The sequence below is a fragment of the Caulobacter sp. 602-2 genome, from assembly GCF_011043625.1.
GTDB lineage: Bacteria > Pseudomonadota > Alphaproteobacteria > Caulobacterales > Caulobacteraceae > Caulobacter.
On the sequence record NZ_JAAKGT010000011.1, the window covers coordinates 125,423 to 150,674 of the forward strand.

General features: G+C 70.2%; 23 protein-coding genes and 3 tRNA genes. 16 read left to right on the top strand and 10 right to left on the bottom strand.

The genetic code is table 11. The features are described 5' to 3' along the window. Window positions 1–46: 46 nt before the first annotated feature. The 7 genes from G5B46_RS19530 to G5B46_RS19560 all read left to right on the top strand — a co-directional run bounded on the left by G5B46_RS19530 (window position 47) and on the right by G5B46_RS19560 (window position 9,133). Entirely contained in the window at window positions 47–1,231 is a 1,185-nt protein-coding gene (locus G5B46_RS19530; protein ID WP_205691772.1) for a hypothetical protein, read from the top strand. Window positions 1,232–1,442: 211 nt separating this feature from the next. After that, window positions 1,443–2,729, top strand: coding sequence for an HlyD family efflux transporter periplasmic adaptor subunit (locus G5B46_RS19535; RefSeq protein WP_165261609.1), 1,287 nt, complete (start codon window positions 1,443–1,445; stop codon window positions 2,727–2,729). 2 nt (window positions 2,730–2,731) lie between these two features. Next, window positions 2,732–4,867: a peptidase domain-containing ABC transporter gene (locus G5B46_RS19540; protein WP_165261611.1), complete on the top strand. Its 2,136-nt coding sequence runs from the start codon at window positions 2,732–2,734 to the stop codon at window positions 4,865–4,867. Between the two features lie 50 nt (window positions 4,868–4,917). After that, window positions 4,918–6,345: a TolC family outer membrane protein gene (locus tag G5B46_RS19545; RefSeq protein ID WP_165261613.1), complete on the top strand. Its 1,428-nt coding sequence runs from the start codon at window positions 4,918–4,920 to the stop codon at window positions 6,343–6,345. A 2-nt stretch (window positions 6,346–6,347) separates the two neighbouring features. Then, complete coding sequence (locus tag G5B46_RS19550; RefSeq protein WP_165261615.1) at window positions 6,348–7,211, top strand: Fic family protein; 864 nt, start codon at window positions 6,348–6,350, stop codon at window positions 7,209–7,211. A gap of 118 nt (window positions 7,212–7,329) precedes the next feature. Further along, complete coding sequence (locus tag G5B46_RS19555) at window positions 7,330–7,860, top strand: hypothetical protein (protein WP_165261617.1); 531 nt, start codon at window positions 7,330–7,332, stop codon at window positions 7,858–7,860. A 55-nt stretch (window positions 7,861–7,915) separates the two neighbouring features. After that, window positions 7,916–9,133, top strand: a complete 1,218-nt coding sequence (locus G5B46_RS19560; RefSeq protein ID WP_165261619.1) for a 2OG-Fe(II) oxygenase — start codon at window positions 7,916–7,918, stop codon at window positions 9,131–9,133. A 64-nt stretch (window positions 9,134–9,197) separates the two neighbouring features. Here G5B46_RS19560 and G5B46_RS19565 read toward each other — a convergent pair whose 3' ends face one another. Continuing rightward, window positions 9,198–9,995: a Stf0 family sulfotransferase gene (locus G5B46_RS19565; RefSeq protein WP_165261621.1), complete on the bottom strand. Its 798-nt coding sequence runs from the start codon at window positions 9,993–9,995 to the stop codon at window positions 9,198–9,200. Window positions 9,996–10,124: 129 nt separating this feature from the next. Here G5B46_RS19565 and G5B46_RS19570 point away from each other — a divergent pair, with 129 nt between their 5' ends. Both G5B46_RS19570 and G5B46_RS19575 read left to right on the top strand, forming a co-directional pair. Further along, window positions 10,125–11,117, top strand: coding sequence for a hypothetical protein (locus G5B46_RS19570; protein ID WP_165261623.1), 993 nt, complete (start codon window positions 10,125–10,127; stop codon window positions 11,115–11,117). Window positions 11,118–11,175: 58 nt separating this feature from the next. Next, window positions 11,176–11,610: a hypothetical protein gene (locus G5B46_RS19575; protein ID WP_165261625.1), complete on the top strand. Its 435-nt coding sequence runs from the start codon at window positions 11,176–11,178 to the stop codon at window positions 11,608–11,610. 132 nt (window positions 11,611–11,742) lie between these two features. Here G5B46_RS19575 and G5B46_RS19580 read toward each other — a convergent pair. The 4 genes from G5B46_RS19580 to G5B46_RS19595 form a co-directional block, all read right to left on the bottom strand. After that, a tRNA-Arg gene (locus G5B46_RS19580) sits at window positions 11,743–11,819 on the bottom strand. 20 nt (window positions 11,820–11,839) lie between these two features. Then, window positions 11,840–11,916: transfer RNA gene (locus tag G5B46_RS19585), tRNA-Arg, on the bottom strand. 58 nt (window positions 11,917–11,974) lie between these two features. After that, complete coding sequence (locus G5B46_RS19590) at window positions 11,975–13,291, bottom strand: NCS2 family permease (RefSeq protein WP_165261627.1); 1,317 nt, start codon at window positions 13,289–13,291, stop codon at window positions 11,975–11,977. Window positions 13,292–13,294: 3 nt separating this feature from the next. Continuing rightward, window positions 13,295–14,353, bottom strand: a complete 1,059-nt coding sequence (locus tag G5B46_RS19595; RefSeq protein WP_165261629.1) for a purine nucleoside permease — start codon at window positions 14,351–14,353, stop codon at window positions 13,295–13,297. A gap of 138 nt (window positions 14,354–14,491) precedes the next feature. On the opposite strand from G5B46_RS19595, the gene G5B46_RS19600 reads away from it, so the two are divergent. Then, window positions 14,492–15,397 (top strand): 5'-methylthioadenosine/S-adenosylhomocysteine nucleosidase, encoded by a 906-nt coding sequence (locus G5B46_RS19600; RefSeq protein ID WP_165261631.1) that lies wholly within the window; start codon window positions 14,492–14,494, stop codon window positions 15,395–15,397. A gap of 189 nt (window positions 15,398–15,586) precedes the next feature. Here G5B46_RS19600 and G5B46_RS19605 read toward each other — a convergent pair whose 3' ends face one another. Continuing rightward, window positions 15,587–16,549: an ABC transporter ATP-binding protein gene (locus G5B46_RS19605; RefSeq protein WP_165261633.1), complete on the bottom strand. Its 963-nt coding sequence runs from the start codon at window positions 16,547–16,549 to the stop codon at window positions 15,587–15,589. Window positions 16,550–16,693: 144 nt separating this feature from the next. Between G5B46_RS19605 and G5B46_RS19610 the strand changes: the two genes are divergently transcribed. After that, on the top strand, window positions 16,694–16,975 hold the full coding sequence (locus G5B46_RS19610; RefSeq protein ID WP_165261635.1) for a zinc-finger domain-containing protein: 282 nt from the start codon (window positions 16,694–16,696) through the stop codon (window positions 16,973–16,975). A 15-nt stretch (window positions 16,976–16,990) separates the two neighbouring features. Beyond that, window positions 16,991–17,422 (top strand): acyl-CoA thioesterase, encoded by a 432-nt coding sequence (locus G5B46_RS19615; RefSeq protein WP_165261637.1) that lies wholly within the window; start codon window positions 16,991–16,993, stop codon window positions 17,420–17,422. A 131-nt stretch (window positions 17,423–17,553) separates the two neighbouring features. Here G5B46_RS19615 and ggt read toward each other — a convergent pair whose 3' ends face one another. Further along, window positions 17,554–19,338 (bottom strand): gamma-glutamyltransferase, encoded by a 1,785-nt coding sequence (ggt, locus tag G5B46_RS19620; RefSeq protein WP_240903577.1) that lies wholly within the window; start codon window positions 19,336–19,338, stop codon window positions 17,554–17,556. 287 nt (window positions 19,339–19,625) lie between these two features. On the opposite strand from ggt, the gene G5B46_RS19625 reads away from it, so the two are divergent. Further along, window positions 19,626–19,702: transfer RNA gene (locus G5B46_RS19625), tRNA-Arg, on the top strand. 47 nt (window positions 19,703–19,749) lie between these two features. Here G5B46_RS19625 and G5B46_RS19630 read toward each other — a convergent pair. Then, window positions 19,750–20,139, bottom strand: a complete 390-nt coding sequence (locus tag G5B46_RS19630; protein ID WP_165261743.1) for a response regulator — start codon at window positions 20,137–20,139, stop codon at window positions 19,750–19,752. 107 nt (window positions 20,140–20,246) lie between these two features. Next, window positions 20,247–20,870, bottom strand: coding sequence for a response regulator transcription factor (locus G5B46_RS19635; RefSeq protein WP_165261639.1), 624 nt, complete (start codon window positions 20,868–20,870; stop codon window positions 20,247–20,249). A 68-nt stretch (window positions 20,871–20,938) separates the two neighbouring features. Between G5B46_RS19635 and G5B46_RS19640 the strand changes: the two genes are divergently transcribed. The 3 genes from G5B46_RS19640 to G5B46_RS19650 all read left to right on the top strand — a co-directional run bounded on the left by G5B46_RS19640 (window position 20,939) and on the right by G5B46_RS19650 (window position 24,486). After that, the gene (locus G5B46_RS19640) at window positions 20,939–22,540 is read left to right on the top strand and encodes an ATP-binding protein (RefSeq protein ID WP_240903583.1); all 1,602 of its coding nucleotides are present in this window, start codon (window positions 20,939–20,941) and stop codon (window positions 22,538–22,540) included. A gap of 128 nt (window positions 22,541–22,668) precedes the next feature. After that, window positions 22,669–23,724 (top strand): NAD(P)-dependent alcohol dehydrogenase, encoded by a 1,056-nt coding sequence (locus G5B46_RS19645; protein ID WP_165261643.1) that lies wholly within the window; start codon window positions 22,669–22,671, stop codon window positions 23,722–23,724. Window positions 23,725–23,922: 198 nt separating this feature from the next. After that, window positions 23,923–24,486 carry an AraC family transcriptional regulator gene (locus tag G5B46_RS19650; protein ID WP_165261645.1) on the top strand — a complete coding sequence of 188 codons (564 nt, stop codon included), beginning with the start codon at window positions 23,923–23,925 and terminating at the stop codon, window positions 24,484–24,486. Here the strand turns inward: G5B46_RS19650 and G5B46_RS19655 are convergent, their stop codons facing one another. Further along, window positions 24,487–25,224, bottom strand: a complete 738-nt coding sequence (locus G5B46_RS19655; RefSeq protein ID WP_165261647.1) for a lysozyme inhibitor LprI family protein — start codon at window positions 25,222–25,224, stop codon at window positions 24,487–24,489. Window positions 25,225–25,252: the final 28 nt, after the last annotated feature.

Here is a 25,252-nt window from a genome sequence, read left to right on the forward strand (position 1 = left end):
CATAGGTTGTCAGCTTCGAGAGGGGATTCCGTTGACGCCAGCGCCGTTGCCCATCGCGCCCCGCACCCTTGGCGAGGCGCTCGCCCGGAGCATGCGCGAGGCCGGTTTCGAGGCGAGCGCGCGACTGTTCGACGACATCACCTCCAGGCACCGCGTGCCGCCCAAGATGGCTTCGGCCTTCGGCGCCTACGCGGCCTATTGGGGCCAGGCCGACGCCGCCGAGCGGGCCTACGCCCTGGCGGTGGAGCCCGGCGCGTCGCCGGAAATGCTGATGAACCGGGGTCTGGCCCGCCTGCGGCTGGGCGACTGGCGCGACGGCTGGGGCGACATGGAACATCGCCTCGAGGCTCTGCGCCTGACCCCCTTCGCCGAACTGCGCGGCAAGGAGAGCGGGCGCTCGGTCGAGCGCTGGCGCCGGGGCGAGCCCGTTCCCCAAGAGCTGTTGGTGTTTCCCGAGCAGGGGCTGGGCGACACCCTGCAGTTCGCGCGCTTCCTGCCCGACCTGGTCGGGCGCGGGGTCGCCGTCACCGTGGTCGGCCGGCCGTATCTGGAGCCGGCGATCGCCAGCCTGAGCGACGCGCCCGACTTCTCGCCGCTGGGCCGGCCGCTGACGTCGCGGGCCGGGCGCTGGTGCTGCCTGATGAGCCTGCCGGCGCTGCTGGGGCTGGACCACGAGGCCGACCTCGTCCGCCCGCCCTATCTCTTCCAGGATTTCGCGCCCGCGGGCGATCGCCGGCCGGGGCCGTTGCGGGTCGGCCTCAGCTGGCAGGGCAATCCCGACCATCCGCACGACGCCCGCCGCTCGGCGCCGCTGGCGGCCTTCGCGCCCCTGCTGTCCATGCCGGACCTGCAGGTGGTCAGCCTGCAGATCGGTCCCGGGGCGGCCCAGATCGCCGCGACGCCGCAAGCGGCCCGGATGCTCACCCCGCTCGACGATTCGGCGTCGCTGACCGACACCGCGCGGGTGATCGCCGACCTCGACCTGGTGGTCAGCGTCGACACCGCCGTGGCCCACCTGGCCGGCGGCATGGGGCGGCGAACCGCGCTGCTGCTGGCCGCAGCCAGCGTCGACTGGCGCTGGCGTCGCGGGGGCGGGGCCACGCTCTGGTACGGCCAGACCGAGGTTTTCCAGCAGGCCGCGCTCGGCGACTGGTCCGTGCCCGTGGCCGGCGCGCTGAACCTCGCGCGCGCCATGAACGAGCGGCTGAAACAGCGGGTCGCCGGGCGCTGACAGAAAGGTTGCCGTGCCTGCGCTACTTTGTGTTGATTATTGCTGAAATGCACACTTAGGGTGTTTCGCAAGGGCGCGTCGTCGGAAGTTAGCCGATGGTCTTGATCGGGGGTTTGAGCGTGAGTTTGGGTTCAGCTGCGTTGGTCGCCAAGGGCTTGCTGCGGCGTGCAACCCGGGCGGCGAGCGGGTCGTGAAGAATATCGGTTCCCCGATGCATCCGCCCCCGGCCGACGACGCCAAGCCGTCGCCCCTGTTCCGCGAGCGCGCCGTCGAGGCCGCCCGTTCGCGCATCGGATCGCCCGGCGGCACGTTCGGCGTCAGCAGCTGGCTGCTGACCGGCTTCATGGGCGCGCTGCTGGTCGCCGGCTTCGCCTTCCTGATCCTCACCCGCTATTCCCGCGTCGAGCGCGCGCCCGGACTGATCCAGCCGGACGCCGGCGCCATCAAGCTGACGACAACCCGCGCCGGCGTGATCTCGGAGGTCTACGTCAAGGACGGCCAGGCGATCACGGCGGGCGCGCCGCTGATGAAGATCGCGCTGGACGCCACCGTCGAGGGCGGTCACGTCTCGGGCCTCTATTCGGCCGCCACCGCCCAGCAGGAGCAGGCGATCGGCGCCCAGGCCGAAGCGCGCCGGGCCAGCGCTCAGCAGACCGAGGCCTACAGCCTGGCCAAGCAGGACGGGCTGGTCGCCAACATCGCCCAGCTGGAGCAGCAGCTGGACCTGCAGCGCGGCCGCCAGGCGCTGAACGAGCAGAGCGTGGCCTCGGCGCGCGAGCTGTTCGAGAAGCGGCTGATGCCGGCGATCCAGCTGCGCCAGCGCGAAGACAGCCTGCTGGAAGCCAAGATCAGCGTCGCCAACCTGGAGCGCCAGCTGGTCGAGGCGCGCACCAGCCTGCTGCAGGCCAGGATCGAGACGCGGCGGGCCCAGGCCGAGGGCGCCTCGGCCCAGGCCGACATCGCCAAGGCCCGCGCCGAGCTGTTCGAGCGCCGGGCGGCCCTGGCCAGCGAGGGGCAGATCATCCTGACCGCCGAGCGGGCCGGTCGCGTGGCCGCCCTGGCCGCGCGCCCCGGCCAGACCGCCGCGCCGGGCGGGCAACTGGCCATCCTGCTGCCGACCAACGCTCACCAGACGGCCGAACTGTGGGTGCCGTCCAAGGCGGTGGGCTTCGTGCGCAAAGGCGATCGCGTCAGGCTCCTCTACGACGCCTTTCCCTACCAGCGCTTCGGCGTGGGCGGCGCGACCATAACCGAGATCTCCGACGCGCCGGTCGCGCCCGCCGACCAGCCCGCCGGCGTCGCCGGGCCGGAGTCGAAGGAAGCCCTGTACCGGATCGTCGCCAAGCTGGATCGCCAGAGCGTCGCCGCCTACGGCCGCGAATGGCCGCTGATGCCCGGCATGCGGCTGCAGGCGGAGATCGTCCTGGATCGCCACTCGCTCATCGATGCGCTGTTCGATCCCATCCTGGCCATGCGCGCGCGTTCGAAAGCCCAGTAGCCATGACACCCGACTACAGACTGCAGCAGACCGAGGCGGCGGAGTGCGGCCTGTCGTGCCTGGCGGCGGTGTCGCAGATCTTCGGCGACGAGACCGACCTGGCGACCCTGCGCAAGCGCTTCCCCATGTCGTCGCGCGGCATGTCCTTCAAGGACATCATCGACCTGGCCGGCTCGATGAACATGTCGGCCAGGCCCCTGCGCTGCGATCCGCACGAACTGGTCGACGTGAAGTGCCCCGCCATCCTGCACTGGGGGCTGTCGCACTTCGTCGTGCTGATCAGCGTCAAGCGCGACTCCGCCAAGATCTTCGATCCTCGCCGCGGCCACGTGAAGGTGAGCCTCAAGGACCTGGACAAGAAGTTCACCGGCGCGGCCCTGGAGCTGTCGCCGACGCCGGCCTTCCAGCGCCGCCGCGAGCGCTCGCCCCTGAACATGTGGAGCGTGGTGCGCTGGGCCCCGGGCCTGGGCAGCGGGCTCGGCCAGGTGGTGGTGCTGTCGCTGGTGCTGCAGGCCTACATCCTGGTCAGCCCGTTCTACATGCAGTTCGTCGTCGACGACGCCGTCCTCAAGGGCGACTTCGACCTGCTGACGGGCCTGGCCATCGGGTTCGGCGTGTTCGCGATCTTCAACGTCGGGGCCGAGACGCTTCGCGGTTTCGCCACCCAGAAGCTGTCGGCGCTGATGAACTGGGACATGACCCAGCGGCTGTTCCATCACCTGATCCGGCTGCCGCTGCCGTGGTTCCAGCGCCGGCGGCTGGCCGACGCCCTGATGCGGTTCCAGGCCCTCGACCCGATCCGCAACCTGATCGCCGGCGGCCTGATCGCGGTGATGCTCGACGGCGTGCTCTCGGTGGCCACGGCGGTGATGATGTTCGTGTTCGCGCCGGTGCTGGCCGGGGTCACGGTGGCCTGCCTGCTGCTCTATCTCGTCGTGCGGCTGATCTCGATCCCGCTGACCATGAACTATGCGGCCAAGGCGCTGACCTCCAGCATCGCCGAGAACGGCAAGCGCATCGAGACCCTGCGCGCCATCCAGACCATCAAGGTCATGGGCGCCGAGCCCGAGCGTCAGGCCGACTGGTCCAACCGCATGGCCGACAGCATTCGGGCCAGCCAGCTTTCGGCCTTCGCCAATGTCGGGATCAACGGCGTGCAGCGGTTGATCCGCGGGCTGGCCAGCATCGCGGTCATCTATCTGGCCGCGCGCATGATCATGACCGACCAGATGTCGATCGGCGTGCTGTACGCCTTCATGGCCTACCACACCCAGTTCCTCGACCGCGGCGCCAACCTGATCGAGCAGGGCGTGGCCTGGAAGATGCTCGACCTCTACACCTTCCGTCTGGCCGACATCGTGCTGACCCCGACCGAGGCCGACATCGAGAAGTCGACCAGCGGCCTGCCCGAGATGAAGGGCAAAGTCAGCCTCGAAGGGGTCGGGTTCACCTACGCCCCGCACGAGCCGGCGGTGCTGCGCAACCTGACCTTCACCATCGAGCCCGGCGAGTTCGTGGCCGTCGTCGGCCCCTCCGGCTCGGGCAAGTCGACCTTGATGAAGGTGCTGTGCGGCCTCTATCCGGCGACCTACGGGCAGGTGTGCATCGACGACATGCCGCTGAGCGCCTGGGGGCCGCGCGGCGTGCGCCGGAACATCGGCGTGGTGCTGCAGGACGACGAACTGCTCTCGGGATCGATCGCCGACAACGTGACCTTCTTCGACGAGGTGGTCGACATCGACCGCGTCAACGAGTGCCTGCGCCTGGCCGGGCTGGAGGAGGACGTCAACCGCATGCCGATGCGGACCGAGACCTTCGTCGGCGACATGGGCTCGTCGCTGTCGGGCGGGCAGAAGCAGCGCGTCCTGCTGGCCCGCGCCCTCTATCGCCAGCCCAGCATCCTGATCCTGGACGAGGCCACCTCGCATCTGGACGTGGCGCGCGAGCGGCTGGTCAACACCTCGCTGTCGAACCTGAAGATCACGCGCCTGGTCGTCGCGCACAGGCCCGAGACCATCGCGGCGGCCGATCGGGTGATCATGATCCAGGACGGCACCGCGATCGCCGACCGGCGCATGACGCGGGTGTCGTCGACCGGCCCGGCCGAGGGCGAGCAACCCCCGGTGAACGCGGCTTGATCGGCATGGGCAAGACCGCAAGGCGCAGACCCTTCGCGCGAGGGTGGCTGTTGGGCCTGATCACCAGCGGCCTGCTGGGCGTGGCCGGCGGGGCCGGGGCCGAGACCCTCGCCGAGGCCGCATCGCTGGTCTACGAGGGCAACCCCCAGCTTCTGGCCCAGCGCGCCCAGCTGCGCGCGGTGCAGGAGGCCTATCACCAGGCGCTGGGCGCGTTTGCGCCCACCGCGTCGGCGCGGTTCTCAAGGACGCGCACCGACGTTCCCGACCTGGACGTCGAGGCGAGCTATGCGTCCGACCAGTTCTCGCTCGAGCAGCCGCTCTATCTGGGCGGCGCGGGCCATGCGAGCCTCAAGCTGGCCCTGGCGCAGGCCGCCTCGGGCCGCGAGGCGCTGCTGCAATCGGAGCAACAGATCCTGCAGGCCCTGGTCGTCGCGTTCTCGGCGGTCCGGCGCGACGAGGAGGGCGTGGCCATCGCCCGCGAGAACGTCCAGGTGCTCGAACAGCAGCTGAGCGAGACCGAGGCCAAGTTCGCGCTCTACGAGGTGACGATCACCGATCGCTCGCAGGCCGAGGCGCGCCTGGCCGCGGCGCGTGCGCGCCTGCTGGCCAGGGAAGGGCAGCTGGCCCAGAGCCGCGGCGACTATCTGGCGGTGGTCGGCCAGAACCCCGGCGAACTGGCGCCGCCGCCGGTGACGCCCAACCTGCCGGCGACCATCGACGACGCCCTGAGCCGGGCCGAACGCAACAATCGCAACCTGCGCATCGCCGTCTACACCCTGCAGGAGACGCAGGCCCGCCTGGAGATGGCCAAGGCCCAGGCCCGGCCGACGGTGTCGCTGCAGGTGCAGAACGCCGAGTCGCCGCTCAACAGCTTCAATCCGGTCGACAGCGTGCGGGCCACGACGGCCGGCCTGGTCTTTCGTCAGCCCTTCCCGAATGGAGCTGTCCGATCACGGATCGTCGCGGCCGAGGCCCAGGGCCAGCGCGACGAACTGCTGATCGACGACGCCCGGCGCCAGGCGATCCGCAGCGTGTCGCAGGCCTGGAACCAGCTGGCGGCGGCCCGCGCCACGGTCTCGGCGCGACGGCTGGAGATCCGGGCCCAGCAGACCGCCTATGACAGCGTCAAGGAAGAGCAGCGGCTGGGCCTGCGCACCGTGCTGGAGGTGCTGAACGCCGAGCAGGAGCTGCGCGACGCCAAGTTCGGCCTGGTCGAGACCACCTACCAGGAATACGTCGCCTCGACCGCGCTGCTGGCGGCGATGGGCGAGCTGCGGTTCATCGACTTCGTGCCGGGGCTGCAGGAAATCTCGCCCACGCGGCGGCGCGCCTTCCATGCGCCCTGGGTCCATGTGCTGGACAAGGTGGACTCGATCGGCGCTTCGGATCCCGCGCCGATCGAGACGGTCGTCGCCCGGTCCGGGGGGCGGCCGGACCGGTCGCTGGCCTTGCCGCCGGCGTCGCAGGACGGACCCTGAGCGTGGGCCTGCGCCGGCGTTCGCTGTTTGCCTGGCCCGAGTGGCGCGAGGCGTCGGACGAGACCATCGCCCTGGTGCGGCTGGGCGAGCAGCATCTGAACGCCGCCCCGCCCGAGATGGAAGCCAGGACCGAGGCGTGGCTGGCGACCAGGCCGCTGGCGACCGGCGCCGGCTATCCGGCCGAGCTTGGTCTTTCCCATCCGCTGGCCGAGCGCTTCTCGGCCCGGCTCGCGCCCCGGCCCGTCGAGGACGGCCGCTCTCTGCAGGAACGGCGGGTGCTCGACCAGTTCGGCGAGCGCCTGGCCGATGCGATCGTCGCCGACGATCCCCATGACTTCACGCGCGGCCTGGCCACCCTGGCCAGCCACGGGCTGGGGCGGCGGGTCTGTCCGCGCCGCAGGCTGGTGGGCACGCAGCGCGACCTCGAGGGCGAGCAGATCGCCTTTCCGCCGGCCGAGCAGATCGCCGAGCGCCTGGCGCTGGTTCATGGCCGGATGGGCGAGGCGGCGGTTCCGGCCCTCTACCGGGCGGCGGTGGGGATGGCGGCGATCTCCAACTGCCACCCTTTCGAGGACGGCAACGGCCGCACCGCGCGCATGCTGTTCAGCGCGGTGGTCCGGCGCGCCTATGGCCGGCCGGCCTTCTATGCGCCCCTGCACGAGCTGACGACCCTCTCGGGGGGCAGCCTGACGCTGGCCCTGCGCGAGGCCGAGGTGCACGGTCGCTGGGCGCCGCTGTTCCGCTTCGTCGAGCGCTGTCTCTTCCTCATGGCCGGCGATCTTCGGCCGGAAAGGCCCCTTTCGGCGGCGTCTGTGGAAATCAACTCAGAATTGCCTTTTGGCGTCTTGCGCGCGATTCAAGATTAAACCTAGAGTGGCGTTGATCGGCGGCCTCGCACGGGTGAGCGCGGCGTCAGGCGTAGGATCGGCGGGGCGTGTCAGCGAGCTTGTTTCTTCAGCTTCGACCTGTCGCAGAGGCGTCGAAGTGACCGGCCTGGCGGCGGCGCCGCAAACCTTCCGCGAGGTGACGGAGTCCTGCTTCAGGCAGGCCGAGGCGCTTGATTTCCCGCCCTTCGTGACCGCGGAGCGGCAGAGCACGCCGGTCAACGCCACCCCCTATCTGGTCAGTCTCTCGGCCCTGGTCGCGGGGCAGGCGCTGGCCCGTCGCAAGCGCTTCATCGACGAGCTGGCCGTCACCCTGGGCGAGCTTTCCGACGCCGGCGGGCAGGGCGTCGCGGCCCTGCTCGGCGGCAGCGCGATCGGACCCAAGCCCAATCCCGGCGATCTCGACTGCGCGCTGTTCTATCGATGGACCGCCGGAACCGCCGATGTCACGGCCCTGGCGCGGCTGCAGAGATCGGCCAAGGCGCGCGGCCTGGACCTGCGGCTGCTGCCGGTGGACGGCGATCCGCTGCTGCTGATCAAGACGGTGTCGTTCTTCAGCATGCTCTACAGCAAGAACGAGGGCGAGCGGACGATCATCCGCGGCCTCGTCCTGGTCGACTGCCTGTCATGACGCGCGCGGCGCCGGCCGACCCTCCCCCTTTCTCCCGCCCAAACCGAGTAAGCCAATGAGCGATCTTTCCGACGTCTCGCTTCTGGATCGTCCCGCGCCGGAAGCCGCGCCCTCCGAGCCGTCCTTCGAGGCCAAGCTGCAGTTCCTGAGCCAGTTCGGGGCGGGCGGCGTGGGGCATTCCGGCCATGTCCTGCTCGACCACCTGAAGGGCACCGCGGCCCTGCTGGAGGCCTGGGGCGTGGACGAGGCGGTGCGCGATGCGGGCCTGTTCCATTCGGTCTACGGCACCGAGAGCTTCCAGCGCGCCATCCTCACGCTGGACCGCCGCGGCGACGTGGCCGCGGTGATCGGCGAGCGGGCCGAGCGGCTGGCCTATCTGTTCGGGGCCATGACCAAGCGCAGTTTCATGCTGGCCCTGGCGCCGCGCGGCCCGGGCATGCTGACGCTGCAGGACGGTCGCCAGGAGCCCGTGGCGCGCAGCGACCTGAAGGACCTGGCGCACATCTTCACCGCCAACTGGCTGGAACAGTTTCCCCGCATGCAGCCGCGCCAGCGGGCCGACGCCGGGCCGCGCTTGCGCGGGTTGCTGGCCTGGCTCGACGAGGCCGGCCACAAGGCGCTGTCGGACACCTACGGCTTCGATGCGTCGTCGCGCGTCGTGCGCGGGCCGATCGGCGCGCCGCGGGCCGGCGAGATCCGCACGCTGGAGGGCATTGTTCCGACCGACCTGCAGCTGCAGCTTTCGGGGCTGATGGACCGGAACATCTGGCGTTACGGCTGGCGGGCCAATTCGACCCAGGTCAATCACAGCTTCTGGCACTCGCACTTCGGCGGCGGCGACGAGAACAGCCTCGACAACTGCGAGAAGGAGCTTCTGGGCCGCCCGCTGATCACGCCGGTGATCGCGCTGTGGAAGCTGATCTGCGACCAGGTGGTGGGCGACCACGTGCCGGTGCGGGTCTACGCCAACGGCCATACGTTCGGGGGCGACGGGCACATGCACACCGACAGCGCCCAGCCCGACTACTTCACCACGATCTACTACGCCCACCCCCAGTGGGAGGCCAACTGGGGCGGCGAGACGGTCTTCTTCGACCAGGGCGGCCGGGACGTGATCCGCTCGGTCTTTCCGATCCCCGGCCGGCTGGCGGTGTTCCCGGGCGACATCCCGCACGCCGCCCGCACGCCCAGTCGCGACTGCCCCGCGCTGCGCACCGTGCTGGTGTTCAAGTCGCGCGCCCGCAAGGCCCACGACGGTCCCAGCCTGCTGTAGGCGGGGAAGGGGAAGGGGAAGGGGAAGGGGAAGGGGAAGGCGGCCTCGCCGCCTTCCGAAGGCCTCAGGGCGGCGCGATGGCGCGGGCCAGCGCGGAGAGGTCGCGGCGCCGGCCCGCGGCGTCGAGGCGCTGGTTCACCTCGGCGCGGAAGCGCTCTATCCATTCGGCGCTGGTCTGGTCGGCCTGGCGGGCCAGGGGCTGGATCCGCACCGGGGGGCAGTCGGCGCGTTCGGGCAGGCCCAACGCCGCCCTGATCTGGCCGGCCACCTCGTCCTCGCGGCCCACGCAGTCCTCGTAGGCGATCGAGATGCTGGGCGCGCCGACCAGGGCGAAGACCGTCGCCCACCACTGCTCCTGTCGCGCGATGCTGGTCAGGCAGCGGCCGATGAGGTCGCGGTCGTAGCCGGGCGGCCCGTTCTCCTGGCCCCACGACGCCCAGGCCTGGGTCTGCTGGGCCCGGGCCAGGGATACGGCCTGGGCCACCTTGTCGCGACGATAGAGGTGCACGGTCAGGTCGGCCGCCAGCATCGGCATGAAGCCGGGCTCCTCGCGGGCCGCCATCACGTAGTAGGGCTGAAACAGCTTGTGGCCGAAGACCCCGTTGGGCGAGGTGCGCAGCGCCCACAGGGCGCGCCAGTAGTCGGGCCGGCCGGCCGCGCCCAGCCGCGGCGACATCTGCTCGATGTGCAGCGGATTGAGATATTCGAGCGGCGCGCCCAGGTCGCCGGCGCGCCAGAGGCAGGCGGCCAGGTGCGTGCTTCCGCTGCGCGGCGTGCTGGCGATGACGTAGCTCAGGCGAGGGGCGCCGTCGCGGCGGGGAAAGTCGTGGGCGGCGTCGTAGAGGTCGTGAAGATCGGGCATGTCGGACGCAGGTCTTTCGGACGGTTCGAAGCTCCAGGGTCGTCGAGAACGGGCCCGTTTCTCAAGGTGGTATTTTAAATAAAGACCGCTTAGGCTGCACTGGCTCTGTTCACGGTCGAGTTGTGAAGCGTGCCGCTTTTTCTTCTGATCGCCGCGTTGGCGTCCGCCCAGCCCGAGGGGCGGGTGGAGATTGAAATCCGGCAGAACCGCTTCGAGGGCGGGCCGATACGATACTCGGTTCCGGTCTCCATCGAGGGGCGCGCCCCGGTCGACGTGATGCTCGACACCGGCTCGACGGGCCTGCGCCTGCTGCCGACGGCCGCGCCGTCCGGCAAGGGCCAGCGCGCCCAGCGCTACGCCTACCGCAATGGCGTGGTGCTCGAGGGACAGGTGGTGCGGACCAGGCTGGCGATCGGCGGGTTCGAGACCGAGGCCGACGTCAGCGCGACCGCCACCGTCGCCTGCGCGCCCGATCGACCCGGCTGTCCCGCCGCGGGCCTGCCGCCGGAGCGGTTCAGGATCGGCGGGTCCGGCCCCACCAACGGCTTCGAGGGCATCCTCGGCGCGGGCCTGCGCGCCAGCGACGCCGAGAACCCGCTGACGCACGCCCGCGACCAGGCCTGGATCGTGCTGCTGCCGCGGCCGGGAGAGGCCGCGCCGGGCAGGCTGATCCTCAACCCCAGCCCCGAGGAGCGCGCGAAGTTCACGCTCTTTTCCCTGCAGAAGGATCCGCGCGGGCGCGGTCACTGGGCCGACAACGCCATTCCCGCCTGCCTGACCAGCGGTGCGGCGCGCCTGTGCGCCCCGACCCTGCTCGACAGCGGCGGCCCGGCGCTGAACTTCGTGTCCCGCGCGCCGCAGACGCCGTCCGACTGGCCGGCAGGGGCCGAGGCGGGCCTGACGTTCGGGCCGCCGGACGCGCCGGGGCCCTCGCAGGACTTCGTCATCGGCCGGGGGGCGGGCGCGCGCCTGCAGTTCTCCATGCCGCCCGCGAGCCTGCCGTGGGAGGGGCTGAACGCGGGGGTCCTGCCGTTCTACGACTTCGCCGTGTTGTACGACGCCAAGGCCGGCCAGGTCGGTCTGGCGCCCCGGAAGGTCTTCGCGCCGCCCGCCGCGCCCTGAGGCGCCGAGGGCCGCTTCGCCCAAGTCACGCCGTGTTTGAGAGAGGAAAGCACCGTCCATGACCAGTCTCGTCGCCCTGATCGCTCTGCTGGCGCCCGCCCAGGCCGAGCCCCCGCTGCTGACGATCACCGAGCCCCGCCCGCCCGAGCTGCTCAGCGCCGGCTTCGAGGCGCGGTGCGAAGGCCGAACCCTCGCGCTGCAGGGCGCCGGCGCCCGCCGCCCGACCTCGGACGCCCCCCTGCTGAAGCTCGACGGCCAGAACGTCGCCCTGCCGCCGGCGGCCCTGGCGTTCCTGTCGGCCGACCGCTCGGCCTATCGCTTTGCGGCCGTCTGCGACCGGGGCGGCGCCTTCCACGTCAAGCTGAACCGCGTCTCGGGCACGGCCGACGGCGCGCTGTCCTTCGACGTCCACGCCTTCGACGTCGACGGCCAGGGCAAGCTGACCGACCGAGGCGGCCAGAAGGGCACGGCCGAGGGGTTCTCCTACCGCTAGGCGCGGCCTGCCTGCCGACGTACGCCGAGGAGGCGGGGAAGGGATGTTCGGATAGCCCAGGGCGTGACGGCGCCGCGGTCGACGACCGCGGTGGCTGGGCTTGTCGTGGGAATTTACGGTCCAAGACCGAAGTGGCGCGCCCGGAACGATTCGAACGTCCGACCCTCAGATTCGTAGTCTGATGCTCTATCCAGCTGAGCTACGGGCGCGCATTTCTGAACAAGACGACTGGCGCACCCGACACGATTCGAACGTGTGACCTTTGCCTTCGGAGGGCAACGCTCTATCCAGCTGAGCTACGGGTGCATCCGCCTTGCGGAAGCGCGGTCTTAGCCGAAAGCCGCGCTCGCGCAAAGGGTTTTGGTCAGCCTTTCGCCAGATAGACGAAGCGGATCACGAACAGCGCCGCGAGGATGACGAGCAGCCAGTCGCCCTTGCGCAGCTTGCCGGTCACGGCCTTGAGCACGGCGTAGCTGGTGATGCCGAACGCCAGGCCGTTGGCGATCGAGAAGGTCAGCGGGATGGTGATCACCGTCAGGAAGGCCGGAATGGCCACCGTCGGGTCGGCCCAGTCGACCTCGGCCAGCGAACCGATCATCAACGCGCCCACCAGCACGAGGGCCGGGGCGGTGGCGGCGGCCGGGATGGCCTGCACCAGCGGGGCGAAGAACAGGGTGATCAGGAACAGGATCCCGACCACCACGGCGGTCAGGCCCGTGCGGCCGCCGGCGGTGACGCCCGAGGCGCTCTCGATGTAGCTGCAGACGGTGCTGGTGCCGGCCGCGGCGCCGATCATGGTGGCGGCGGAGTCGGCGGTGAGGATGCGGTTGAGGCGCGGGATCGTGCCGTCGGGCTCCACCAGGCCCGCCTTCTTGGTGACGGCCACCAGGGTGCCGACATTGTCGAACAGGTCGACGAACAGGAAGACGAAGATGATCTCGAGCAGGGCGATGCCCATGCCGCCCTGCAGGTGCAGGGCCGCGCCGACGTCCATCTTGAAGAAGGTGGCCGACAGGTCCGACAGGCTGTAGGCGCCGGGCGTGAACTTCGACAGGCCCAGGAGCCAGCCGGCGACGGCGGCCAGCAGGATGCCGATCAGGATCGCGCCCTTCACCCGCCAGGCTTGAAGCGCGGCGATCAGCACGAGGCCGATCAGGGCCAGGGCGGCCGACGGCGTGGTCAGGTCGCCCAGGGCCACGGCGGTGGCGGGGTTGGCGACGATGACGCCGGCGCTTTTCAGGCCGATGAAGGCGATGAACAGGCCGACGCCCGCGGCGACCGCCGAGAACAGCGGCCGGGGGATGGCCGCCACGATCATCTGGCGGATGCCCGCCACGGTCAGGATCAGGAACGCCACGCCCGAGATGAACACGCAGCCCAGCGCGGTCTCCCACGGCACGCCCATGCCCTTGACCACGGTGTAGGTGAAGTAGGCGTTGAGGCCCATGCCGGGGGCCAGGGCCAGCGGGTAGTTGGCGATCAGGCCCATCAGGATCGAGCCGAGGCCGGCGGCCAGGCAGGTGGCGGCGGCGACGGCGGCGATCGGCATGCCGGTCTCGCCCAGGATCGCCGGGTTGACCACGACGATGTAGGCCATGGTCATGAAGGTGGTGAAGCCGGCCAGCACCTCGGTGCGGACGTTGGTTCCCTGGGCCTGCAGCTTGAAGAGACGTTCGAGCATGGCTTATCGGGCTCCAACCTGGGGCAGGGCCAGCGCGTGGCGGTCCCAGTTCTTGACGAGATCGCGGGCGACGACGCCCCCGACCAGGAATTCGGCTTCGAAGGCGGCCTTGGCGCCGTCGTCGTGCAGCACGCGCGGGAAGGTCGGCTCGCCCAGCGGCGGGCGGGTGTAGTTGCTGGCCGTGCGCAGCACCAGGACCCGGCGCCGGTCGATGCGGCCGCTGTCGGCATGGGCGTCGAGCACGTCGAGGATCCCCTGATCTTCGCAGTCGCTCATGGTGAAGGTCCCCGCGCCGTCGGTCCAGAGCTTGACCCAGTCGCGGGCCCACTGGGTGCGGTGCGTCCCGTGCCAGAAGCGCACCGCGCCCAGGGCGTCGCCCTGCAGCACGAACGGCGGGCGCAGGGCCTGCGGCTCCTTCACATAGCCGGCGCGCAGCTTCGCAAGGTCGGGGTTGTCGGGCAGCTTCACGCCCTTGGTCAGGTCGTAGGCCCAGTCGACCAGGCCGCGGTCCAGCGTCCAGACCATGGCGCTGGAGCCCTCGGCCTTGCCCTTCACGTTCGGGCGGTCGGCGTCGTTGGAATAGAGGCCATAGGGCCAGTCGGCCGGGATCTCGCGGTCGTCGACCTCGTAGATCGGGTCGGCGTCGACGACGTAGCGGGCCCAGGCGGCGCTGCCGACCGAGGCCGAGGCGGGATCGACGCCGGCGATGCCGCTGACGATCCAATAGGCTTTCGTGAGGTCGAACTGGTTCGACAGGATCAGGGCCGCCACGCTTTCACGGGTGCGGCCGCGCATGTCGCTGACGATGGCCAGCACGCCGTCGTCGGAATAGCGGGCGACGTGGCGGATGCCCGGCACCTTGATCTCTTGCTTGAGGGGCCAGCCCTCGACCCAGGGCTGGAACTCGCCGGCCACGTCGCCGGCATCCGCGCCGATCTCGAAGGTGGTGACGACCACCACCTTGATCGGGATCGGCTTGGAGGCGGCCTGGGCCAGTCCCGGAGCGCTCGCGCCCAGAAGGGTCGCCAAAACGACCAATGTTCTTAGAATCCAAGCCCTCATGCCTGCCCCGCTCACTTAAAAACGGCGCGAAAATCGTCGGAAGCGGCCGGCGATGCAACAGCCTGGCCGTCGGCCCTTCCGGCCATGGCGCGCCCGAGGCTAGGGTGCCGCCGAATCGATCATCGGAAGCCTCCGCCCATGCGTATCGCCGCGCCCCTCGCCCTGACCTGCGCCGTCCTGCTGTCGCCCCTGGCCGCCAGCGCCGCCGAACGGCTGGACGCCGCGCCGCGCACGGCCGTGGTCAGCGCCTTCCCGCCGGAGATGGCGGCGCTGGAGGCGGCGACCTCGGGCAAGCAGGAATTCACGGCGGCCGGCGCGCGTTTCGTCACCGGCACGCTGGAGGGCAAGCCGGTGGTGCTGTTCCTGTCGGGGATCAGCATGGTCAACGCGGCCATGACCACCCAGGCGGCCCTCGACCGTTTCCACGTCACCCGCATCGTGTTCTCCGGCGTGGCCGGCGGGGCCGATCCCGACCTCGAGGTCGGCGACGTGGTGGCGCCGGAGACCTGGGCCCAGACCTCGGAAATGGCCTATGCCCGCGAGGTTCCAGGCGGCTTCGCGCCCACGCCGGGCCTGGTCAGCGACCTGCCCAATTTCGGCATGATGCATCCGCGCGCGGTGACGGTGACGCAGGACCCGGCCAAGCCGGAGGATCGGTTGTCGTTCGCCGCCGATCCGGCGCTGATCGCCCTGGCGCGCAAGAGCGTCGAGGGCCTGGCCTTGAAGCGCTGCGCGGCCGACCAGTGCCTGACCAAGCCGCCCAAGGTGGTGGTCGGCGGGGCCGGCGGCTCGGGCCCGGTGTTCGTCGACAACGCCGCCTTCCGCGACTACGCCCACAAGACCTTCGGCGCCCGCGTGCTCGACATGGAAAGCGCCGCCGTGGCGCAGGTGGCCTATGTGAACAAGACCCCGTTCATCGCCTTCCGCAGCCTGTCGGACCTGGCCGGCGGCGACCCGGCCACCAACCAGTTCCCGGTGTTCCTGCGCCTGGCGGCGGACAACTCGGCGACGGTGGTGCGGGCGTTCGTGAAGGCGCTGCCGTAGTAAAAACCCTCTCCCAGAGGGAGAGGGAGGGGCCCATGCGCAGCATGGGAGGGTGAGGGGTTAGGGACCTTTCCGGACAGGGCGGGATTTGGGGGATGAAACGTTTGACGTCTTACCCCCTCACCCTCCCACGCCTTCGGCGCGGGCCCCTCCCTCTCCCCATGGGAGAGGTTTCCCGTGGTCGCCCCCTCAAGTCTTCAGCGGATCCTTGGCGTTCGGATCGCCGTAGGTCAGCGACACGAAGACGTCCTCCAGGTCCGGATCCTCGGTGGCGATGTCCTTGATCGACACGCCGGCGCCGCGCACGGCGGCCAGCACGTGTTCGACGCTGGACTGGCCGGTGCGGTAGCTGACCGAGAAGGCGCCGCCCGCGCGACCCTTGGTCTCGAAGCCTTCCAGCGCCGGGGGCGTCGCCAGCGGGCTCTCCGGCGTCACCACCACGTTGCGGATGTCCATCCGGCCCAGCAGCGTCGGGGTCGGCTCGCACACCACCACCTCGCCGCGGTTGACGATGGCGATCTGGTCGCACAGCTCCTGGGCCTCTTCCAGGTAGTGGGTGGTCAGCACGATGGTCACGCCCAGCTCGTGCAGGCCCTTCACATACTCCCAAAGCTGGCGGCGCAGTTCGACGTCGACGCCGGCGGTCGGCTCGTCGAGGATCAGCACCGGCGGCTGGTGGACCATCGCCTTGGCCACCATCAGGCGCCGCTTCATGCCGCCCGACAGCTGGCGGACATAGGCGTTGGCCTTGTCGCCAAGGCCCAGCGCATTGAGCAACTCGTCGGTGCGGCGCTCGTTCTTGGGCACGCCGTAGTAGCCGGCCTGCACCTCGAGCGACTCGCGCGGGGTGAAGAAGACGTCGGCGGCCAGTTCCTGCGGCACCACGCCGATGGCGGCGCGGGCGTCGCGTGGGCGCTCGTCGATGTCGCGGCCCCAGATCCTCACCGTGCCCGACGACTTGCGGGTCAGGCCGGCCAGGATGTTGATGAAGGTCGACTTGCCCGCCCCGTTGGGACCAAGGAGCCCGAAGATCGAGCCGCGCGGCACCTTAAGGTCGATGCCGTTCAGCGCGCGCTTTTCGGGCGCGGTCTTGGTGGCGGGGTAGGTCTTGAACAGGCCCTCGGCTTCGATCGCGTAGGCAGGCAGGTCCATGAAGCGTCCAATCGGGGGCCGAAGGCTTTGAAAACAGAGGCGTGCGCGGCTTCGTCGAATTGACGCGGCGCCGACGCGTCGCATAGGTATGCCTCGTTCGCCGCCTAGCCAAGGCCGCGCTCAGAATTCGAAGGTAGTTCCCCCATGGCCAAGGCCAAGTCCGAAGCTCCGACCGCCCCCACTGCCATGGACGTCGCCGCCGTCGCCGGCCCGGCGCCCGAGATCGTCCACGTCCATTCGCACCGCATCGCCTGCGACGGCGTCGGCGGCGCGCTGGGCCACCCGCGCGTGTGGCTGGAGATGGGCGCGGCCGGCTCGGTCGACTGCCCCTACTGCGACCGCCGCTTCATCGCCGCCGAGCATGCCGGCCACGACGAGGACGAGCGCCTGGCTCCCGGCGTCTATGAAGGTCCGAGCGGCCACTAAGGCCGACTAGCCGAGATGGACGATTCCTCGCTGACCGGCCCGCGCGCCGAGACCCTCGCCAAGGCGTGGGAAGCCGCCGAATGGCCGCACGACCCGCCGGTGCTGCGGGCCATCGCCATGCCGTCGGACACCAACCCCGAAGGCGACATCTTCGGCGGCTGGCTGCTGTCGCAGATGGACTTGGCCGCGGCCTCGATCGCCTTTCACCGGGCGGCCGGCCGCTGCGCCACGATCGCCGTCGACGGCATGGTGTTCATCAGCCCGGTGGTCGTCGGCGACGAGGTCAGCCTCTTCGCCCGCATCATCCACACTGGGCGCACCTCGCTGAAGGTCGAGGTCGAGGCCTGGCGCCGGCGCCGCGACGGCGAGAAGGCCCACAAGGTGACCCAGGGCGTGTTCACCTTCGTCGCCATTGGCGAAGACCGCAAGCCAAGGCCTCTGCCTTGATAAGACGCTCCCCCTGAAGGGGGAGCTGTCGGCGAAGCCGACTGAGGGGGAAGTGATCGCGGCGTTTCGGCAGCCGCTTCCCCCTCCGGCCCTTCGGGCCACCTCCCCCTTCAGGGGGAGGGTCTCCGAAACTACTCCAAACCTTTGGCCACGCCCTCGCGGCGCGGATCCGCGCCGCCTTCAAGCCTGCCGCCCCCTCCTGCTTTGTTTGGGCGCACGATCACGCCGTGCAGGCCCGAATTCTCGTTCTGGCCTTCCTTGACCATCACGCCGCGCGCCTGCAGGGCGGCGGTCAGTTCGGGGCCGAAGCGGTTCACCTCGCCCGAGAACACGTCGCCGCGCGCCACCAGGTTGGGCAGGGCCACGGCGTCCTGCATCGACAGGCCCCAGTCGAACACCCCGACCATGGCCTTGAGATTGTAGGACAGGATGGCCGAGCCGCCCGGCGAGCCGACGGCGGCCAGGAACTTGCCCTTCTTGTCCAGCACCACCACCGGCGACATCGACGAGCGCGGGCGCTTGCCCCCGGCCACGGCGTTGGCGCCGGGCAGGCCGTCCTTGTCGGTCGGCGCGAAGTTGAAGTCGGTCAGCTGGTTGTTGAGGAAGAAGCCGCCGACCATCCGGCCCGAGCCGAAGATGCTCTCGACCGTGGTGGTCATCGACACCACGTTGCCGGCCGCGTCGACGATGACGAAGTGGGTGGTGCCGCCCGGCTCGACCGTCGAGTCCGGGCCGACCTTTGGCGCGCCCTTGGGCAGGCCGAAGCTCGGGGCCGGGCCGGCGCTCGTGCCGATCAGCTTGGCCCGTTCCTTGACATAGGCCGGCTCCAGCAGGCCCTCGATCGGCACGGTCACCTTGCCGGGGTCGCCGACATAGCGGTCGCGGTCTGCGTACATCACCCGCTCGGCCTCGGCGATCTGGGTCCAGGCGACCGGATCCTTGGGGCCGCGCTTGGCGATGTCGGTATGCTCGAGCATCAAGAGGGCCTGCAGCAGCGACACGCCGCTCGACGACGGGTTGGGCACGCAGACGCTGTAGACCTTCCACGGTCGGCACAGGGCGTCGGCCGAGCGCGGCTTGTAGGCTTTCAGGTCGGCCAGGGTCATGGCTGACGGCCGCTCGCCCTCGTGCAGCTTGGCGACGATGGCCTGCGCCAGCGGGCCTTCATAGAGCGCCGAGGCCCCCTCGGCGGCCAGGCGGCGCACGGTGGCCGCGTAGGCCGGGTTCTTCAGGGTGTCGCCGGCCTGGTAACGCTGGCCGTCGGGCTTGGTGAAATAGGCGGCCGCGTCGGGCGTCTGGCCCTGCGGCGCGCGGCCGTTGATCATCGAGGCCAGGCGCGGGCTGACGACGAAGCCCTGGTCGGCCAGTTGCTCGGCGTCGAGGAACAGGCGATCCCAGCCGATGGCGCCATGCTCCTTCTGGGCCTGGGCCAGCATGGCCACCGCGCCCGGCACGCCGGTCGAACGACCCGACAGCACCGCCGAAATGAACGACACCGGCTTGCCGTCCTCGCCCAGGAACAGGGCCGGCGTCGCGCCGGCCGGGGCGGTCTCGCGGCCGTCATAGGCCGTCACCTTGCCGGTCCTGGCGTCGTAGAAGACCATGAACGAGCCGCCGCCCAGGCCCGAGCTCTGCGGCTCCACCAGGCCCAGCACGGCCTGCACGGCCACCGCCGCGTCGACGGCCGAGCCGCCTTCGCGCAGCACCCGCAGGCCCGCCTCGGTCGCCAGCGGATTGGCCGAGGCCACCATGCCGCGCGGGCTGTAGGCGGCCGCGGCGCCGGAGGTCTGTGGAGCGCTCTGCGGAGCGGTCTTCGGGGTGGTCGCGGCCGCCTGCGGCCCCATCGCGGTCGCGCAGCCGGCGATCCCTCCGCAAGCGGTCAGGACGGCGAGGGCGGCGAGAACGGGCAGACGCATGGGCGGATCCTTCGGAAGACCTGGCGTTGGGGCGCGGAACGGGCCGTCGAAGCGTCGGAAATCCGACTCGGACGGCGGAGATTCGACGAACCATGCCCCCGACGCCGCCACCACGCTCGCGAAAAATCGCTCCCGCGCGCCCCTGCGACATCTTTTTCTCGCCCGAAAACCCTTATGCGCCAAGGGATCGGGCACTTATCCACCGAACTTGGCGACTTTCTTACGACAAGACGCTTGCGCACCCCCGGGGTACGGGGTATCTCCCCCGCCTCGCCGCAAGGCAGTGCGCGCCCGTAGCTCAGCTGGATAGAGCATCAGACTACGAATCTGAGGGTCGGACGTTCGAATCGTTCCGGGCGCGCCATTCTTCTTCTCCCCTGAAAATTCAGACGGTTCGAGCGGCGCGGTGCGTCAGGCTTCGGGCGATTTGGCGCGTGGGGCCAGGGCGGTTTCCAGGCAGCCGATGATGCTGTCGCCGCTGAAGGGCTTCTTCAGAAAGCAGGTGGCGCCGAGGTCGAGGCCGCGGGTGCGGGCGCGTTCGTCGTCGAAGGCGGTGATCAGGATCACCGGGGTGGGCACGCCGCGTTCGCCCAGGGCCTGTTGCAGGTCGAAGCCGGAAAGGCCGGGCATCTGCACGTCGCTGATCAGGCAGTCGGCGCCGTCCGAGATCTCCGAGGCCAGGAAGGCGGCGGCGGAATCGAAGGTGGCGACGCGGTGCCCCAGCGAGCGGATCAGGGCCTCCAGCGAGGTCCGGACGGCTTCGTCGTCGTCCACGACGGCGATCAACGGGGCTTGCGACACCAACTCGTCCTCTTTCGTCCCGTCGGCGCGTCCAGGCAAGCGGCGGCGACGAGGCTTCTATCTGCCGCAAGCGGCGAGCGGACGGAACTATACTCGGGTGTGTGGCGTCAGGTCGCGGCGGCGCCCTTGGCGCCCAGCTGCTCGGCCATGCGCACGAACTCGACCACCGAACGGGCCTGCATCTTCCGCATGGCCGCGCCGCGGTGGATCTTCACGGTGATCTCCGACAGGCCGATCTCGAAGGCGATCTGCTTGTTCATCAGGCCCTCGGCGACCAGGCCCATCACCTGGCGCTCGCGCGTGGTCAGGGTCTCGTAGCGGCGGCGCAGGTCGTCCAGGCCCGAGCGCTCGGCGCGCTGGGCGTGGTCGCGGTCCATGGCGGCCATCACCGCGTCGAGCATGTCCTGGTCGCGGAAGGGCTTGGCCAGGAAGTCGACGGCGCCGGCCTTCATGCCGCGCACGGTCATGGGGATGTCGCCGTGGCCGGTCATCAGCACCACCGGCATGCGGATGTCGGCGGCGTTCAACTGGGCCTGGAAGTCGAGGCCGCTGACCCCGGGGAGTCGAACGTCCAAGACAAGGCAGCCGGCGTCATGCGCATGTCCCGAGCGGAAGAAGTCCTGGGCGTTGCCGAACAGGCGCGTCTCCAGCCCGACGGACCTGAACAGGCTGTCGAGGGCCTCCCGCAGGGGGCCGTCGTCGTCGACAATGTGCACCGTCGGACCGGACATGGGCAAATAGCTGGACCCGCCGCCAGCGCGGCGTCAACAATGAGGGAGCGCATCCTTCGGTGAGCTCGATGCACGACCATCCGGGCGACGTCTTGCACATATCGGCCAATAGTCTGGCCGGGCTCCTGGACGCGGCCCACGAGCCGATCCTGGTGCGCGACCTGGACGGGCGCATCCTGTTCTGGAACCAGGGCTGCGAGGCCCTGTACGGCCATGGCCGGCAGGCCGCGCAGGGCGCGCTGGCCCGCGACCTGCTGGGCACGGTGTTTCCCGCGCCGCTCGACGAGATAGAGGCGCGCCTGCTGGCGCAGGGGCGCTGGGAGGGCGAGGTCACCCGCCGCCTGGCCGACGGCCGCGAGGCGGTGATCGCCCTGCGCTGGTCGCTGCGCCGGGATGCTCTCGGCGCGCCCGCCCAGGTTCTTGAGACCGGCCGCGACGTTACCGAGGCCCGCAGGGCCGAGGAGGCCCTGCGGCGCAGCGAGTACCGCTTCCGCAACGTCTTCCACGCCATGAGCGTGTCGTTCTGGGAGCTGGATTTCTCGGCCCTGGCCGGGATGTTCGGGGCCCTGCGCGCCAAGGGCGTGACCAGCCTTCGGGCCCACATCGCCGAGAACCCGCGCTTCGTGCGGCAGATGATGGAGGCCAGCCAGGTCGTCGACGTCAACGAGAAGTCGCTGCAGCTGTTCTCCGCCACGCGCGAGCAATTGCTGGGGCCGGTCGACCGCTTCTGGCCGCCGTGCAGCGAGCACGTCTTCGCCGCCAGCGTGATCGCGGCCCTGGAGAAGCGGCCGCACTATGAAAGCGAGGCGCGCTTTCGCACCTATGACGGCCGCGAGTTCGACGGCCTGTTCACCTGCTGCTACCCGCGCGAATACCTGCCGCAGGGTGCGACCCTGGTGGGGGTCATCGACATCACCGACCGCCTGCGCGCCCAGGAGGACCTGGCCCGCGTACAGGCCGAGCTGGCCCACGCGGCGCGGATCTCGACGCTGGGCGAGCTGACCGCCTCGATCGCCCACGAGGTCAACCAGCCGCTGTCGGCCATCGTCACCAACGGCGAGGCCGGGCTGCGCTGGCTGCGGCGCGACGCGCCGGACCTGGACGAGGTGGGCCGCGCCTTCGACCGGATGATCGGCGAGGCCAACCGCGCCTCGGGCGTCATCGGCCGCATCCGCACCATGGCCGTGAAGGGCGAGCCGGAGAAGGCGCGCCTGTCGCTGGGCGCCCTGGTGGAGGACGCGGTGCTGCTGGTGCGGCGCGAGCTGACCACCCACGACGTGGCCCTGCGCGTGCAGGTCGCGCCCGACCTGCCGGAGGTCGAGGGCGACCGGGTCCAGCTGCAGCAGGTGATGGTCAACCTGATGGTCAACGCCGTGCAGGCCATGGCCCATTCCGACGAGCGGGTGCTGGTCGTGCGCGTCCAGGCCGGCGAAGAGGGGGTGACGGTGTCGGTCTCCGACACCGGGCCCGGCGTGCCGCCCGAGCGCCTGGGCCAGCTGTTCAACGCCTTCTACACGACCAAGGCCGGCGGGATGGGCATGGGGCTGTCGATCTGCAAGACGATCGCCCAGGCCCATGGCGGCGAGATCGCCGTGGTCTCGCGGCCGGAGGAGGGGGCGAGCTTCGTGCTGAAACTGCCGCGAGCGGTTGATCCGCAAGAGGTCGATTGATGAAATGTGCTCATCAGCCCGTGCAAATCTGAGCGGCTAATTTTACGGTCGCGCGCGCGCTAGTTTGGCTTGGCGAGATCCTCCGGGGTCTCCGCCTCCCCCAAAAAGCCAATCGGAACATCCTGCACATGGCCATCAAAGCCTATGGCGCCTTCGCCGCCGACAAGCCGCTGGAAGCGATGGACATCACGCGCCGCGCGGTCGGCCCCAACGACGTCCAGATCGAGATCGCCTATTGCGGCGTCTGCCACTCGGACCTGCACACCGTGCGCTCGGAATGGGCCGGCACCCTCTTCCCCTGCGTGCCCGGCCACGAGATCGTCGGCCGCGTGTCGGCCGTCGGCGGCCAGGTCAGCCGCTTCAAGGAAGGCGACGTCGTCGGCGTCGGCTGCCTGGTCGACAGCTGCAAGCACTGCCACTCTTGCGACGAGGGCCTGGAGCAGTTCTGCGAGAACGGCTTCGTGGGCACCTACAACGGCCCCACCAGCGACGCCCCCGGCCACACCCTGGGCGGCTATTCACAGCAGATCGTCGTCAAGGACGACTTCGTGCTGAAGATCAGCCACCCCGAGGAGCAGCTGGCCGCCGTGGCCCCGCTGCTGTGCGCCGGCATCACCACCTGGTCGCCGCTGCGCCACTGGAACGTCGGCCCGGGCAAGAAGGTCGGCGTCGTCGGCATCGGCGGCCTGGGCCACATGGGAGTCAAGCTGGCCCACGCCCTGGGCGCCCACGTCGTGGCCTTCACCACCTCGGAAGCCAAGCGCCAGGACGCCCTGGACCTGGGCGCCGACGAGGTCGTGGTGTCGCGCAACGAAGGTGAGATGGCCGCCCACGCCAATTCGTTCGACTTCATCCTCAACACCGTCTCGGTCAGCCACAGCCTCGACGCCTTCACCGCCCTGCTGAAGCGCGACGGCACCCTGTGCCTGGTCGGCGTGCCCGAGCACGCTCACCCCAGCCCCGACGTCGCCGCCCTGATCTTCAAGCGCCGGTCGATCGCCGGTTCGCTGATCGGCGGCATCGCCGAGACCCAGGAGATGCTCGACTTCTGTGCGCAGCACGGCATCGTCTCGGAGATCGAGAAGATCGACATCCAGGACATCGAGACCGCCTACGAGCGCATGCAGAAGAGCGACGTGAAGTACCGCTTCGTCATCGACAGCGCTTCGCTGGCGAAGGGTTAAGCCTCCGGTTCCGCGCGGCCTTCCGGGTCGCGCGGACCACCCCTGGCGATAGCGGTCTCATACCTGGGTATGACGCCGCCAAACCCAGGGAGCGCGACGATAAGCCCAGGTGCGATGGCGGCGCGCACGCCCTGGGAAGAACAATGATCCCCGAAAAGAGAGTGCCCTTGGGGGGCGCTCCAGCCAGGGATCGAAACCATGTCCTTCCTCGCCATCGACACCGCCTCGGCCGTTTCCGTCCCGGGCCTGCTGGCCGGCCACGAACTGGCCGGCGAGGCGCGCAGCTTCGCCGACCTGCGCGAGGTTCTGGAGGCCCTGGAACGCTCGCTGGAGCCGGAGGCGCAGGCCGCTCGCGCCCTGGTCGCCCGGGCCTCGGCCATCGTCGTCGGCGTGGGCGCGCCGGCCGCCGTCGCCCCGATCCAAGGCGGCCTGGCCCCCTGGCAGGCGCGCAAGCTGCGCAAGCACATCGACGAGAACCTCGACACGACCCTGACCACGGCCGTGCTCGGCGACCTGGTGGCGCTCAGCGCCAGCTATTTCGGCCGCGCCTTCAAGTCGACCTTCGGCGAGACGCCCCACGCCTACATCACCCGCCGCCGGCTGGAGGCGGCCAAGGACCTGATGCTGGCCACCCGCGACCCGCTGAGCCAGATCGCCTACCAGTGCGGCTTCGCCGACCAGTCGCACCTGTGCCGCCTGTTCCGCCGCTCGGCGGGCATGGCGCCCCAGGCCTGGCGCCGGGCCAACCGCATGGCGGCTTGACTATTGGCGGCTCGGCTCGGGCATAAGCGGGGGCGTGGTGTCCATGAACTGCAGCCAGTTCAGCCAGACCTGGTGGGTGCGCGCCTTGGTGACCTCCTGCCAGCAGCCTTCGTACATCGACCCGCGAATGGTGCCGCCCATGTAGCGGCTGTAGGTGGCCGAGCATTCGGCCTTGCGGAAAGACTCCCAGGTCTTCTGAGCGGCGTCGAACTCGGCCATCGCGCTTTTCGCCTCCGGGTCGGCGAATTCGCCGCTCAGCTCCTCGGTCAGGTTCTTGCGGGCTGCGGCGAGATAGCGGTCCAGCTCCCGGTCGGCGCGGCGTGAGTACTCGGCCCCGCACGCATTGACGTCCATCGTGCTGCCTGCGCTCAAGCAGATCGGCGGCTCGTCGAAGACCGCGCCCAGCTGCTTGATCTGCCGCTGATAGGCGGCCGACAGGCAGGCGACGTCGGCGCAGGCGTCGCGCTGCTTCAGCCAGGCCAACTGCCTGTCCTTCACCGACGCGGGCTGGTTGGAGCGGTCCAGCGCCCCGCGATAGGCGCCGTCGAGCTGGGAATCGAACGAGTTGAGTTCGGGGTCGTCGCAGACCAGGCGCTCGATCCGGCTCGCAGCCTTTTTGCAGTCGAAGCTCGCGGCCTGGGCCGCGTCGCCCCAGAGACCGCTTAGCATCATGAGGGAGGCGACCATCGCGGCGCCCGGAACGATCCGGCCAGTCAGGAGACCCTTGAACGCTTTCAAGCCGATCCCCTCGTCTGGCCGTCTGCTC

Bases quoted from the DNA above. Each gene is read 5' to 3' on its own strand.
- G5B46_RS19535 (WP_165261609.1), top strand. From the start codon at position 1,443: ATGCATCCGCCCCCGGCCGACGACGCCAAGCCGTCGCCCCTGTTCCGC.
- G5B46_RS19540 (WP_165261611.1), top strand. From the start codon at position 2,732: ATGACACCCGACTACAGACTGCAGCAGACCGAGGCGGCGGAGTGCGGC.
- G5B46_RS19560 (WP_165261619.1), top strand. From the start codon at position 7,916: ATGAGCGATCTTTCCGACGTCTCGCTTCTGGATCGTCCCGCGCCGGAA.
- G5B46_RS19565 (WP_165261621.1), bottom strand. From the start codon at position 9,995: ATGCCCGATCTTCACGACCTCTACGACGCCGCCCACGACTTTCCCCGC.
- G5B46_RS19575 (WP_165261625.1), top strand. From the start codon at position 11,176: ATGACCAGTCTCGTCGCCCTGATCGCTCTGCTGGCGCCCGCCCAGGCC.
- G5B46_RS19590 (WP_165261627.1), bottom strand. From the start codon at position 13,291: ATGCTCGAACGTCTCTTCAAGCTGCAGGCCCAGGGAACCAACGTCCGC.
- G5B46_RS19595 (WP_165261629.1), bottom strand. From the start codon at position 14,353: ATGAGGGCTTGGATTCTAAGAACATTGGTCGTTTTGGCGACCCTTCTG.
- G5B46_RS19600 (WP_165261631.1), top strand. From the start codon at position 14,492: ATGCGTATCGCCGCGCCCCTCGCCCTGACCTGCGCCGTCCTGCTGTCG.
- G5B46_RS19605 (WP_165261633.1), bottom strand. From the start codon at position 16,549: ATGGACCTGCCTGCCTACGCGATCGAAGCCGAGGGCCTGTTCAAGACC.
- G5B46_RS19610 (WP_165261635.1), top strand. From the start codon at position 16,694: ATGGCCAAGGCCAAGTCCGAAGCTCCGACCGCCCCCACTGCCATGGAC.
- G5B46_RS19615 (WP_165261637.1), top strand. From the start codon at position 16,991: ATGGACGATTCCTCGCTGACCGGCCCGCGCGCCGAGACCCTCGCCAAG.
- ggt (WP_240903577.1), bottom strand. From the start codon at position 19,338: ATGCGTCTGCCCGTTCTCGCCGCCCTCGCCGTCCTGACCGCTTGCGGA.
- G5B46_RS19635 (WP_165261639.1), bottom strand. From the start codon at position 20,870: ATGTCCGGTCCGACGGTGCACATTGTCGACGACGACGGCCCCCTGCGG.
- G5B46_RS19640 (WP_240903583.1), top strand. From the start codon at position 20,939: ATGCACGACCATCCGGGCGACGTCTTGCACATATCGGCCAATAGTCTG.
- G5B46_RS19645 (WP_165261643.1), top strand. From the start codon at position 22,669: ATGGCCATCAAAGCCTATGGCGCCTTCGCCGCCGACAAGCCGCTGGAA.
- G5B46_RS19650 (WP_165261645.1), top strand. From the start codon at position 23,923: ATGTCCTTCCTCGCCATCGACACCGCCTCGGCCGTTTCCGTCCCGGGC.